The following is a 12580-nucleotide window of genomic DNA, read 5'->3' as shown; positions in this document are numbered from 1 at the left end:
CTTGTAGTAATAATAATTGGTAGGATAACAGAAAAGGCAGCTTTTCGACGTTTCAGCTGCCTTTTCTGTTATTTTTCTTGTTTTTTCTACTGCCTTTTATCATAAGCAGTATCAGTAATACCAGTAATATCGGAGTCGCTATTATCGGAGCTACAATAAAAGGAGAAATAATGAATACGTCATTAGCTACATAAACCTTGTACTCTTCCTTTGTTTCCACCCTTACACCTCTTACAAGGAGTCTGTGGGAATTGATACCGTAAGGAGTACAGGTAAAAAGCGTACAATAGTCCTTTTCGGGATCTATTTTCAGATCTTCTATATCATATGGCTTTACCGTCTTTATCTGATCCACCTGATAAGTGATAACGTCCGACATGACCGTAATATAGAAAATGTCGCCGAGTTCCATTTTGTCGAGATCGGTAAACAGTCTTGCACTGGGCAGACCGCGATGTCCCGACATAACGGCATGAGTTCCCTTGCCGCCTACAGGCAGACTCGTTCCCGGAAGATGTCCCGCAGCCACCTGTAGTACGTTATCATCTACGCTGTGGTATACAGGAAGCTCGACCTTGATCTTTTCGATCGTAAGATACCCCATTATACCTGTTCCCGTAATATCAAGGGTATCATAATACCCCTGTATTTTTTCGGGTTCTATTATGGGATTCTCTGCTGAGGCAACTCTGCTGTTGTATTCCCTTGCGGCTTCAAGCATCTTGTCTTTATCTTCACTGCTCATGGAAGCAGTTATTTCGTTATAAGCCTGAATAGCCTTTGACTGATGCAGCGCATTTATATACTCGCTGACAGTCGGATACAAAAGCAGGAATAATCCTATAAACAATGCTGCAAACGGCAGCGACCTGATAATGATACGCTTCATCAAAAGCTCCTTGTAGTTAAAATTGCAGTGCAGCGGAGGAAGCTCCACCGCTGCACAAGCATTTCAGATATTTGCTGTAATTATTATTTTATCAGCTTATTCCTCATTAGCCTTCATTCTCTTCTTTGTTACGAGAAGAACTACTGAACCTGTTACCAGCAGTCCGCCTATGATGTAGAACAGCTTTGTACCGATACCACCTGTTGTCGGAAGTGTCGAGCCCTTTCTGTTTACTATAGTTGTCGGGAACATATTATCAGAATCCATAGCAGAAAAAGCTGTTGAGTTTGAATTTGTCCATGTCACTGAATTCTCGGTTATTGCTGATGTATCGATTTTAAAGCTTATATCAGCTGCTGCATTATAGCCTGATGGTGGATTACTTTCTATCAATGTATAAGATCCTGCATCAAGGCCTGTAAATGTAAGGTATCCTTCATCATCAACTGTTGCTGTAATGCTCTTTGGCGAGCCTGTTGCTGTTGTTAAAGAAGCTGTACCTTCAACTTTTTTATACTTATGTCCGTCATTTGCATACTTTGCTTTAGCAGCATCACTTAAGCCGGGAGTTTGGGGATCAACTGTTGTATAAGAACCTGTGTTTAATTTCCAATATGTTCCCGGAGTAGTATCATCTATTTCAAATGTAGTTCCCGATATATAGTTCACCTTATTAAGGGCAGTGCCCTGAAGTGTAAACTCTGCACCTGCAAGAGGCTGATTGTCCTGATCTACCTTCTTGATCTTGATAGCAGTTGTATATGTATTTACCTTGTCCTCAGGTGTTTCACCAACAACATCGCCCGGCTCTCCTCCGCTTGGCGGATTAGGCTCATCAGGAGTCGAAGTGCTCTTTCCGGAATTGGTTACATTAGGATCATTTGAATATGTAAGCTTAGCTGAATTTGGATTTCCTACAGACGGATCAATACTTGCATCTTTATTAAGTGTTGCAGTATATTCTATAACGATGTCATCGCCTGCTGTAAATGTACTGAGTCTGTTAACAACATTCTCAAATACTATCTTTATTGCAGTTTTTCCTGTAGTCGAAACATAATAATCCGCATCACAATTGTCTAATGTATAATCATCGTCATCATCTTCTGTAAGAGTAGATAATAATGTACCAGAGGTCTGATTATATACCTTGACAGTAACATCATCATTAAAATCCAGTCCTGCTGAGAGATTATCATCAACAACAAGGAAGTACTTTTCATATCCTCTCAGATCAGGTACCTTGGTCTTGATGTGATATGTAATAGTATCGCCTATAGCAGCAGTACTTGTGTCATATTCTTCAAGAGTGCTGTCATCATCACGATCTTCCATGATCTTCTTTTCAAGTGTAGGAAGAGAGTGCTTTGCATTTATAGTGATATTTCCGACTACCTGTAACAGATTAGCACTTCTTACCTGTGTACTGGTCGATGATGTGCCTGCTGCAAGCGAAGTTTCATCCACTACAAGATACCAACCGTCATCCACAGTTGCAGAGTAGTTATCATCGCTATGTGAAAGAGGTGTTCCTGTAGTACCGCGAATAGCATCGGTATTCAGTATCTTTGCAAGCTTTTCTATCTTGTCAGCATCAGTTATTCCTGCAAGAACCTCTGCAATATCATCTATTGTAGGGGTTGCAGGAACAGTAATGCCGAGAGCAGTAGCGTTGGTCGTAAGTGCTGATATCAAAGCAGCTGAATTAACATTTGTGCCCCATGAAATACCTGTTAATGATCCGTCAGTATTTTTAGTACCTAAAATAATAGGATAAGCTTTATAAGTATGAGCTACGGTATCCGTATCGGTAACAGTAAGTGTATGTGTTACCGCATAAGCCGTCATAGCAGTTGCCGCCATAGGTGTGATAGCTAAAAAGCCTGCTGTCATCATCGCTAAAAATCTTTTACTATTTTTCATATAATTTACCTCCGTTTTATTTGATTTGTCTTTGTTTTTATCCGCCGTTTATGTACTCAGGAAGCCATTTCATACTCGCCTCCTTTTTCGCCTGTACAAGGCGGATAAACTTATTATTCCAATTGCCGTGAGCACTCCGCCGAAAAAGTATATCCGATCTTTGCCGCCGCCCCCGGTCTCCGGCAGTTTGAATTTGATATTTTTGTTTTTTACAAGTATTGGTGAACTTTCATCATTTGAAGCAACATTGTTGTTTTCGATCGGGAGCATTACATAATCCTGATCAACCGTTGCTCCAATGACATTTTCAGATACAACATAGTAGAGATAACGATAGCCGGTTTCTTCTCCCAAAGCAGCCTTAGTATAATGCTGTTCCCAGTTATCCGCACTGCTGATTGGAATAGTCATGGAAAAGCCCGTATCCAACTCATAGCTGTCACTGTAGAAACGTGGAGAAGTTATAGAAGCCATATCCACTGCTATCTGATACTGATCATTGTTTGATTTATAGACACCATCCACACCAGGATTGGTCAGAGTATAGCCTGCTTTGTCTGCTGTAAGTTCAGGCTGAACAGGTGTTATTGTAAACGGCTTTATTCGGAACGAACCGTAATCCTTACTATTATACGGTGTCTCAAAGTAAAGGAACATATTGTACCTATCCGCATATGAAGGAATAGTGAAATTGCAGTCAAACGGTGCCCAATTATACCCATTAATATTCTCAGGGTCTGTTTTGTCGATCAATACCAAAGGATCAGGAGTAATATTCTTTGTATTTGAATACTGTCCGCCGTTTGGATCGGTATTTATCGTATCTATTGACAGCAATCCTCTTTGCGCTTCATTATCACCATTTCCTTGCATTTGTCCCTCAAAACGGTATGTTACGCCCGGAATAAGATCGGGAACAAGCCTTTTGGCACCATTTCCCTCCAATCCGACGACCGAACCGTTTACAGTTTCTTTTCGATGCGTAACTTCAAGAAAATGATATGGTGTATATGCTCCATTATTTCCATCATCATATCCGACATTCAATTCAGGGGTTACAGTGCCATAGGATTTATTGGCTACCCAGCCCTGCTTACCGTCACTGAAATCAAAGTTATATATCACATCGTTATGATTACTGATAGTAACCTCTCCTGTATTCGCTGTAACAGAAACATCTTTATAGCCTTCAACAGCCGTAAACTCGTCCATTCGGAATTTTTCAGGTCCATTAAAAGTATTTTCGTTTCCGTCACTGTCATTGGTTTCGATAAGCAAAAACATTCCATACGGGTTGATGTCATCAGGCAGTGTAACTGTACCGGTCAATTGCGTCCACGTACCCTTCTGTACGTTTTTCACTGCGACTCGTTTGTAGCTCGTACTGCTTTCACGGCCATCATTGAATGTCATTACAAATCCCGCATTTGAAGGGAAAGAAGCTTCATTATCATACTTGACATACACACTGAATGTATAGGTATGATTTGCCTTGAATTTCAAAGGATCAAGCTTCAGCTTTACGCCGTGCCAGTCTGCGGTCCTTCCCCTTACAAGAAGTCCGTCGCCCTTTGCATATGCACTGCCGCCGCTTGTAAGTATCTCAGCGTAAAATTTTCCTCCGTTATTTTTTACATCATCGTAATTATAGCCTTCTGGCGGTGTTTCTCCGTTTGCTTCCCAGCCATTAGTATTTCTCGTAAACGAATGATGCAAAAGCAACAGGCTGTCATCGGTATTATCTGCAATGATCTTGATATCTATCGTATTGCTTCCTTGTTGCAGATTTGAGACCTCGAACCGCTTGTCGCCAAGCTTTCTGAATCCGAGGGATTCCGATGACAGCTTATAGTAACGCTGCTGACCATCGACCTCGTAAGCGCTGTCCCGCCACCAGTAATTTACAGTACCGGGAACATCAAGACTGAACTCGACACTTCCGCCTTCGTAGACTCCGCTTGTAGTAACAGAATTAAGAGGATTGCCGCCGGGATCAAGAAGATTTATAGTCAGCGATGCAGGTGTGCTTGATGAAGAAACTCTCTTGCGCTTCAAAGTAAGCTCAACAGGCTTTTGCTGATCGAGCGGTGCATCTATCCACTGTTTTCTGACCCATAACTCAGCGTCGCTGTTTGCTGTGTTTTTGATCGTTAAACCGCCGCTGCCATTCGAGACATAAGATACCTCATATCCGTCAGGCACATTCAGCTCCTTAACGCTGTAGGTATATATATGCTCTCCATATCGTGACGGCAGATCTGAAAACGACATCGTCCAGTTATTCCCCTTATTCAGCGTAAACGTAGAAACTCCGTTTATCTCGATCTGTTTAGGGGCTCCCGAATCAAGGGAATCAGCCCGATACAATTTGAAGTATATCGAATGTGTATCATGCTTACTATCATTGTTTCCTGAACTTCCGCCTGTTTCTATCCATGATTTATTGACATTTATCGTTGTCTGCTCCTCACGGACCACATTCGTAAAATCATACTGATTTATACTGCTGAGCGGCACAGCATCTCCGCTTACGATATTGGTGTTTCCTATAGGTGTGATGAATGCTCCCTTTGATACACCGTTGACGTTTACGCCCGAGAAGATATTTGTATCTATTCCTGTTTCGACAACATAGAATTCCCTTGTTTCCGCAAGATCATAGAAATCCTTTCGCTGACCTGCCTTTAATGTGAATGTATTACTGGTACCATCACCGAAATTTGCAGGTACGATCTCGTTGTTTACCTTTTCATATATGGTGAAGCTGTAATCCTTGCTGTCATAATCGTCTGAGTAATGACCGTTATAGTCAACGCTCTTGGTTACGCTCAAAGGTCTTACCGTAGGAAGATTCATGTCCATTGCAAGGTTTGAATAACAGCCTCCTCGCTCAAGATAGAACATCTTGATAGAATGCTTGTGATTCGTTGTGTTATCCCAGTCAGAACCGATAAGCTCTCCTATAGACTTTACTATCCACTTGTGATCATTGTCCTCATCGAAATTATCAGGCATTTCCGATTGTTTCAGACCTGTGTTCATTCCGGTTGTACCCATTATCTCGGAATAACTCTGACCGTATATATCGTCCTGCACCCACACATAACCGTTTGTAAAGTCGATAAGACCTTCCGCAGGTTCGTGGATACCGCCTATATCGAGCAGCAGCTTTCCGTCAACGAATACCCACATATCATCGTCGCCGCTGTACTTGAATATTACAGCTTCACTCGGATTCGGAACATTGATAAAATCCGCTTCCATTTTAAGTCCGAAATGGTGATTGAAGTCATTACCGCCGTCAAAGTTCGGATCGCGGCGCTCGGTATTATACTGGTCGAACGGGAAGAAACCGATCTGCATTTCGTAGCCGTTTGCCTGCTCGTAGGTCTCTTCTGTACGGTTATTATGATCACCTGCTCTGTGGTGATTATCGTTAATGATATGATAAGTACCGTTATAAATAATAAAGTTGTTCGTATCTTTATCAAAATAAGCGTAGTTCTTATCACTGTTATAAACAAGATGACCGTCTTTGTCCTTGAGCAAATGGTTTACGTTTTTATAAACAGTTTTATAATCCGACGGAGTGTCGTTAAACAAATAAGCCAGACTGCTTCCGTAATTGGTTCCGTCTACTACATTGTTTATCTTTGGATATCCGTCAACAAGCTGATTTACAACGATACCCTGTACAGGTCTGTTTCCCGATAATGTATTACCACTGGCATCTTTGTTATAATCGCCCGCATAGTTATTCTTGCTTGGATTATACTTGTCATTTACAGTATCCCAGTCACGCTGATAGTTCTTATAAGCATTATTGCCTTCGACATTGAATGTACCGACTTCACCTGTGAAAGCAGGTGTACCATAAGCAAAGAACAGGATATCATTGTAGATATTTCTATTTTTATTTTTTTCAAAATCATAATTCACACCAACATATTTTATATTGTTGTGTACCCACTGATTATGCTCTGAATCCCATGATATACCGTAGTTATTCTGCCTTGCTTCAAGGGCATTTTCGGGATCGTGATAATCAAAAAGCGTAAACGTGATACCTTTTGCGATATTATCTATGGTCTCTATCGGTACAGGATTATATTCGTCGTCTTGTACAGCAGAGCCTTCACCGTCCATTACCCTGACTGAATCATTGCCCAGCTTAAATACAGGCAGCTCCACATTTTCATTTTCGTCATCAGCAGGAAGCTCAATAGAAATTATATCCTTGTCATCTTCCGACTGAACACTGTTTTCCGTAAGCTCCTCATCTGTATAGCAGAGGGCTGTGTGGAAATGCTCATCGTGACCGCAAACAAGAACTTTTTCGTAGCACTCATCTGTATGAGTATGCTCCTCGTTTTCTTCAAGTCCGCAGACGAGCCTGTACTCATAGCATTCATCGGTATGCTCATGCTCCTCAATACCGCAGAGCGGCTCGTTCACCATAGTGATGACCGTATCGCGCAGCTCCCAGAGAACACCCGATGAAACAAATATTGATAAAATAAGCAGCAGCGATATCATACGCCGTCGCTTAACACTGTTTTTATGAATTATCTCATAAAAACTGTCGAAATAGTTTTTCATCTATTTCACCGTTCTCCTTTCTGCGATATTACTTTGACCAGACCTTAAACAGCACCCTTCCGACGATCTGATCCTTTCCCACACAGCCGATAGCGGAGCTTCTGCTGTCCACAGAAGACTCACGCTGATCGCCGAGTATGAATATCTTGTCCTCGGGCACCTGATACGGGAATTCGATCTCACATTTTCCACGCGCTTTTTCCTCGACATAAGGTTCGTCGAGAAGCTCACCGTTGACAAAGACGTTCCCGCTTCCGTCAATGTCTATCATGTCCCCTGAAAGTCCGATAACGCGCTTCATCAGCGATTTATTCTGCCATGAAACGCAGCACAGTTCACCATATTTTACCTTATCAGACTTAATAAGTACAAGGAGCTCACCCTCCTTCAAAGACGGCTCCATACTGTTGCCTGCTACCTGCACCACAGGAAAGAACAATGTGGATACAAGCACAGCAACTGCTGCAACAACAATAAGTATGGACACGGTACTGAGCAGTGTTGATACGAATTTTTTCTTGTAGTTTATATTTTTCAATTCCGCCTCGATCTGCTCCATCGAGGGCATAGAATCAGGAACTCTTTTATTAGCTGACATACTACACATTTCCTTTAATCATTATTTTTGTTTTCGTCGCTGCATTTATTGGCTTCGGAAATAATTTTCTCCGCTTTTTCCCTTGCTTCCTTTATTATTGCTTCAGCCTTTTTTTCAGCCTGAGCAGCCGCAGTATTTTCAAGCTGGCTCATATAATCATCGGCTGTCTGCTGCGCCGCTTCAAAAAGTCCGTTGAGCTTTGCCGCGACCTCAGCAAGAGAGCCTGCATTGCTTATTTTCATTTCCTTTTCTTTTAGCTTCTCGCGGAGCTCATCATTTTCCTTAATAAGCTCCTCCTGTTTTTTCTGGTATTCGTATATAATATATATCAGATCACTTCTTTTGAGGTGTTTGAATTCCTTATCAGTCATGGCGATTCTCCATATAATAAATTATTACCCCTATAATGTATTTATATTATACCATTTGTCAATAAACACAGTCAACCTGTTTTTTCGATTTTTAAACACAATACATTCTTTTTTGTAGAATAGCACCAATATGCACGCCATACTTTGTGTGCTTTAACCATAGAAAAGTCATACCACTATTCGTACATCGAGATGATCTCGGCGCATTTTGCACCAAATAGTTTCGTCTTCACACATTGTTAATTTTTCGTTCTCAGTCCTTTAATTTTTAAGCATTTTGCCCAAAGAAATACCTGTATATTGTACGCTCCGCCGAAATTTGGCTTTATTTATATATTTTTCAAATTTAATGATTGACTTGTCACACTCTAAGGAAGTATAATATACATACGAAGGTCACGGTGAAAAGTGACTTCCGACCGCAAAGTATCAATTTTATATAAATGCATTATTTTTAGTGATATTGATTTATCGTATTAATCTATATTTTTATTACAATATGTATATATAGAGAGGCTGCGTACACTATCATGGATGAAAAAAATGGCAATGACCGGATCAAAACTACAAAAAAATACAAGAAAGCATTTGCGAAGTCACTGCTTGGCACAGTATGCTCACTTGTAACTGCCGCAGCTGTTATTGTTCTTATCTGCAATTTTATTTTTCCTGTATTCAGGATCACAGGAAGCGGCATGGAGCCAACTCTGACAAAGGGGCAGGTCGTACTCTGCAATAAGTCATCGGACATAAAAAAAGGCGATATCATCGCCTTCTACCATAACAAAAAAGTGCTTGTAAAACGCGTCATCGGAACTTCCGGCGATATCATAAACATTCTTGACGACGGCACAGTCGAAATAAACGGCAAGAAGCTTGACGAGCCCTATGTAAGCGAGCTCTCCTTAGGCGAATGTGATATCACGTTCCCGTTTACTGTTCCCGATTCACGTTACTTTGTAATGGGTGACGAAAGGAGCACTTCCGTGGACAGCCGTTCAACTGCCGTTGGCTGTGCCGCTGAAGAAAACATCATCGGGAAAGTTTATATGCAAGTCGCACCTGTCGGCTCATTCGGCAAAATAAAATGAAAAATAAACGCAATCTTATCGTAAATATCCTCCTTATCGCTGCTCTTGCCGCAGGACTTGGCATAATGATATACCCGTCATTCAGCAACTGGTGGAATTCCGCCAAACAGTCCCGCGCTATCGCCATATACGATCAGGCAGTAAGCAATATGGACACAGCCGACAAGGAGAAACAGTTTGAAAAGGCGCGAAAATACAACAGCGAGCTTGCAAGGCTCAATGCCCCCCTCAGTGATTACAAAAGCATTGACGGCTACGAAGATATCCTCGACATTACAGGTACAGGTATAATCGGATATATCGAGATACCTAAGATAAATGCCTATCTTCCCATATACCACGGCACAAGTCCCGAGGTACTAAATATAGCTGTGGGACATCTTGAAGGAACTTCGCTGCCCATAGGCGGCAAGGGCTGTCACTCTGTAATATCAGCCCATCGCGGACTTCCGTCTGCAAGGCTTTTCACTGATATTGACCAGCTTACCGAAAATGACACGTTCCGTATAACCGTTCTCGATGAGGTACTGGACTATGAAGTAGACGATATCGCCACGGTACTCCCTTACGAAACCGACAGGCTGGCAGCTGTACCCGACAAGGATCTCGTCACTCTTATGACCTGCACCCCTTACGGTATCAATACTCATCGTCTGTTGGTCAGGGCACACAGGATAGACAGTGAAGCTCCTCACGTTGTAAAAGTACCCACAGACGCTGTTCCCGTTGACGAGATAAAGGTTCTCCCGTTCATTGTTATCCCCGTGCTTGTATGCCTTGTCATATTCTGGATATTCACGGGCAGACGGGACAAAGAAAGAAACAAATAAAGGATAAAGAGGTGATCTCATGCCTGATAAACGAAAAAAACTCAAACGCTTTGGTACATTGATGTTTTCAGTAATTATATGCTTTATATTCTGCACACCGTTTAGAGTAAGCTGCGAGGACGGTACAGACCGCTCAATACAGCTTATATGCCGAAAAGATGACGTTATACTTACAGGCATGAAATGGCGTATATACAAGGTAGGCGAGCGTTCAGGCAGCGGTATTGCGCTTACAGGCGCTTTTGCAGGGTATCCGATAGATACAAGCAATATAACCGAAGAGAATGTGGAGCAGATCGCTAAAACTATTGCAAGCTACGCCGTTGTTGACGAGCTAACGCCTGTTGGTGAAGGTGAGACCGATAAAAACGGTGAGCTCGTATTCAGCAGTCTTAGTAAGGGCGTATATCTTGCCGTGGGTAAGACACTGCAAGTCGATAAAACATTCTACGTTCCGTCTACCCTGCTTCTTGAAACTAATGACAGCGATGTCGTCTTCAGCTATGATGCTTATCCGAAATTCGCATATATAACTCTCAGCAACACCGTAGACTCATACACCGTGAAAAAGGTCTGGATAAACGATACTCCCGACAGCATAGCTCACCCCACATATGTTACGGTTGACCTTTACTGTAATGACAAAATATTCGATACAGTAACTCTTAACGAGGAAAACAACTGGGAATATCGCTGGAACGATCTTGCTCCCGTAAATGACTGGTATGTGGTGGAGCGGTATATTCCCACAAACTATACTGTAATAATAGACTTTAACAGTAATCAGTACCTTATTAAAAACAGCTACGCCCCGGAATATACCCCTGTCACGACCTCTGTCACCACCGGTACTGCCACAACAGGTACTGCTACGACTACCTCCGCATCAATAGATCAGACCGTAAAGACAAATTCAACATCTACAGCAACAACGAAAACAACTGCAAAAACAACTCAGACATCAGTACTGCCGCCTCTTACACAGACAGGACAGCTTTGGTGGCCTGTTATACCGCTTGCTGCAGGCGGATTTATACTGATAACCTTAGGCGTACTCATAAAAAGCAAAAAGGACGATAAATAATAAACTGAAATAAACAAAGCCCCGAAGCAATTAAAAATTACTTCGGGGCATATTTTATTCATCGTATCTACAGCCTCTTACAGCAACTCTGCTGCGTCCGCTCAAAGTACAGGTAAAGAGAGTAATATCCCACGAATCTTTCTTTCCGAAAAACATTCCCTCCGAATCGCTGCCGTCAAGTAAGCTTATATCATCGACCTTGTATCTGTAAACCTTTCCGCAGGTATCGGTAAAGAGGACATCATCTCCGTAGTCAAGGTCGGCAATTCTGCCAAAATGGCTGTTGTAATTATGAGCTGCAATAATAAGATCACTTTCATATGCAGTACCGCTGAATCTGCACGGCGATATCTCCAATGCCTCATAGCTGCACCTGTCAATAACAGGCAGCTCAAGCTCAAGGGACGGAAGTGTTATATATCCGCAATAATCTCTGCCATTCACACTTACAGGAACAGGAGCAGCTGCATTATCGATTTCCTGCTGATATGACGAAAAAAGGTCATCAGCAGGATTTTCGAAATTTTTTTCAGCACTTGTCTGTGTTGACTGTTCAGGTATAAGCTTTATAAGCTCTTTCATTACCTTCTGCGACTCATTATAGGCTTTGTTATTCTGCACGATATTATAGCAGCATAATGCCAAAGCAGCAAGTATCAGTAATATACCGCAGAATAGAAATATAGTCTTTATTTTTTTCATTGTATAATTACCTGTTCGTTTTTTATTTTACAAGCCGATTATATCACTATTGCGATTTATTGTCAATATCACAGCATGAAGATATTATTCCGTAAAATAAAAAAGTCCGATTAAATCGGACTTTGGCTCCCCCTGCCCGGCTCGAACGGGCGACAACTCGGTTAACAGCCGAGTGCTCTACCGACTGAGCTAAGGAGGAATATATAATGTCGGCACTGATTTAGTTTCCCGGGCCGTCACCAGCCAAGTATCGTCAACGCGAATGAGCTTAACTTCCGTGTTCGGAATGGGAACGGGTGTGACCTCATTGCCATAAGCACCGACTAAATTATATGACCCGTACCAGAATCGAACTGGTGTTACCGGCGTGAGAGGCCGGTGTCTTAACCGCTTGACCAACGGGCCAAATTTTGGTGCACCATCGGGGACTCGAACCCAGGACCCACTGATTAAGAGTCAGTTGCTCTACCAACTGAGCTAATGGTGCATTTCA

General features: G+C 42.1%; 9 protein-coding genes, 3 tRNA genes and 1 rRNA gene. 3 read left to right on the top strand and 10 right to left on the bottom strand.

The features are described 5' to 3' along the window. Nucleotides 1-52 precede the first annotated feature (52 nt). From L870_RS0112985 to L870_RS17710, 5 genes are all read right to left on the bottom strand, one after another. Nucleotides 53-889 (bottom strand): class C sortase, encoded by an 837-nt coding sequence (locus tag L870_RS0112985; protein ID WP_028518504.1) that lies wholly within the window; start codon nucleotides 887-889, stop codon nucleotides 53-55. Nucleotides 890-985: 96 nt separating this feature from the next. Then, a complete protein-coding gene (locus tag L870_RS0112980) occupies nucleotides 986-2812 on the bottom strand; it encodes an isopeptide-forming domain-containing fimbrial protein (protein WP_028518503.1) in 1827 nt (608 codons plus the stop codon). Nucleotides 2813-2881: 69 nt separating this feature from the next. Then, the gene (locus L870_RS0112975; protein WP_028518502.1) at nucleotides 2882-7411 is read right to left on the bottom strand and encodes a fibro-slime domain-containing protein; all 4530 of its coding nucleotides are present in this window, start codon (nucleotides 7409-7411) and stop codon (nucleotides 2882-2884) included. A 28-nt stretch (nucleotides 7412-7439) separates the two neighbouring features. Next, nucleotides 7440-8009: a signal peptidase I gene (gene lepB / locus L870_RS0112970; protein ID WP_028518501.1), complete on the bottom strand. Its 570-nt coding sequence runs from the start codon at nucleotides 8007-8009 to the stop codon at nucleotides 7440-7442. A gap of 14 nt (nucleotides 8010-8023) precedes the next feature. Further along, complete coding sequence (locus L870_RS17710; RefSeq protein ID WP_037272354.1) at nucleotides 8024-8380, bottom strand: MreC domain-containing protein; 357 nt, start codon at nucleotides 8378-8380, stop codon at nucleotides 8024-8026. Nucleotides 8381-8910: 530 nt separating this feature from the next. Here L870_RS17710 and lepB (L870_RS0112960) point away from each other — a divergent pair. Genes lepB (L870_RS0112960) through L870_RS0112950 form a run of 3 tightly spaced genes read left to right on the top strand, consistent with a single transcriptional unit; the run spans nucleotide 8911 to nucleotide 11385 of the window. After that, nucleotides 8911-9471 (top strand): signal peptidase I, encoded by a 561-nt coding sequence (gene lepB / locus L870_RS0112960; protein WP_037272351.1) that lies wholly within the window; start codon nucleotides 8911-8913, stop codon nucleotides 9469-9471. Next, nucleotides 9468-10301, top strand: coding sequence for a class C sortase (locus tag L870_RS0112955; protein WP_028518499.1), 834 nt, complete (start codon nucleotides 9468-9470; stop codon nucleotides 10299-10301). Before lepB (L870_RS0112960) ends, L870_RS0112955 begins: the two co-directional genes overlap by 4 nt. Before the next feature lie 19 nt (nucleotides 10302-10320). After that, nucleotides 10321-11385, top strand: coding sequence for a Cna B-type domain-containing protein (locus L870_RS0112950; RefSeq protein ID WP_028518498.1), 1065 nt, complete (start codon nucleotides 10321-10323; stop codon nucleotides 11383-11385). Nucleotides 11386-11439: 54 nt separating this feature from the next. Here L870_RS0112950 and L870_RS0112945 read toward each other — a convergent pair whose 3' ends face one another. From L870_RS0112945 to L870_RS0112925, 5 genes are all read right to left on the bottom strand, one after another. Continuing rightward, nucleotides 11440-12087, bottom strand: coding sequence for a sortase (locus L870_RS0112945; protein ID WP_028518497.1), 648 nt, complete (start codon nucleotides 12085-12087; stop codon nucleotides 11440-11442). A 123-nt stretch (nucleotides 12088-12210) separates the two neighbouring features. After that, nucleotides 12211-12286: transfer RNA gene (locus L870_RS0112940), tRNA-Asn, on the bottom strand. 8 nt (nucleotides 12287-12294) lie between these two features. Further along, nucleotides 12295-12411: ribosomal RNA gene (gene rrf / locus L870_RS0112935) — 5S ribosomal RNA — on the bottom strand. Between the two features lie 9 nt (nucleotides 12412-12420). After that, nucleotides 12421-12492, bottom strand: a tRNA-Glu gene (locus L870_RS0112930). Nucleotides 12493-12498: 6 nt separating this feature from the next. Beyond that, nucleotides 12499-12574: transfer RNA gene (locus L870_RS0112925), tRNA-Lys, on the bottom strand. Nucleotides 12575-12580: the final 6 nt, after the last annotated feature.

The sequence above is a fragment of the Ruminococcus flavefaciens ATCC 19208 genome (assembly GCF_000518765.1).
GTDB lineage: Bacteria > Bacillota > Clostridia > Oscillospirales > Ruminococcaceae > Ruminococcus > Ruminococcus flavefaciens.
Note: the sequence above shows the minus strand (reverse complement) of the source record. Positions and strands in the feature narration are given on the sequence as shown.

What these genes read in the sequence shown, in the direction of transcription:
- L870_RS17710 (WP_037272354.1), bottom strand. Translation starts at nt 8,380, where the DNA reads ATGACTGATAAGGAATTCAAACACCTCAAAAGAAGTGATCTGATATAT.
- L870_RS0112955 (WP_028518499.1), top strand. Translation starts at nt 9,468, where the DNA reads ATGAAAAATAAACGCAATCTTATCGTAAATATCCTCCTTATCGCTGCT.
- L870_RS0112980 (WP_028518503.1), bottom strand. Translation starts at nt 2,812, where the DNA reads ATGAAAAATAGTAAAAGATTTTTAGCGATGATGACAGCAGGCTTTTTA.
- lepB (WP_037272351.1), top strand. Translation starts at nt 8,911, where the DNA reads ATGGATGAAAAAAATGGCAATGACCGGATCAAAACTACAAAAAAATAC.
- L870_RS0112945 (WP_028518497.1), bottom strand. Translation starts at nt 12,087, where the DNA reads ATGAAAAAAATAAAGACTATATTTCTATTCTGCGGTATATTACTGATA.
- L870_RS0112950 (WP_028518498.1), top strand. Translation starts at nt 10,321, where the DNA reads ATGCCTGATAAACGAAAAAAACTCAAACGCTTTGGTACATTGATGTTT.
- lepB (WP_028518501.1), bottom strand. Translation starts at nt 8,009, where the DNA reads ATGTCAGCTAATAAAAGAGTTCCTGATTCTATGCCCTCGATGGAGCAG.
- L870_RS0112985 (WP_028518504.1), bottom strand. Translation starts at nt 889, where the DNA reads ATGAAGCGTATCATTATCAGGTCGCTGCCGTTTGCAGCATTGTTTATA.
- L870_RS0112975 (WP_028518502.1), bottom strand. Translation starts at nt 7,411, where the DNA reads ATGAAAAACTATTTCGACAGTTTTTATGAGATAATTCATAAAAACAGT.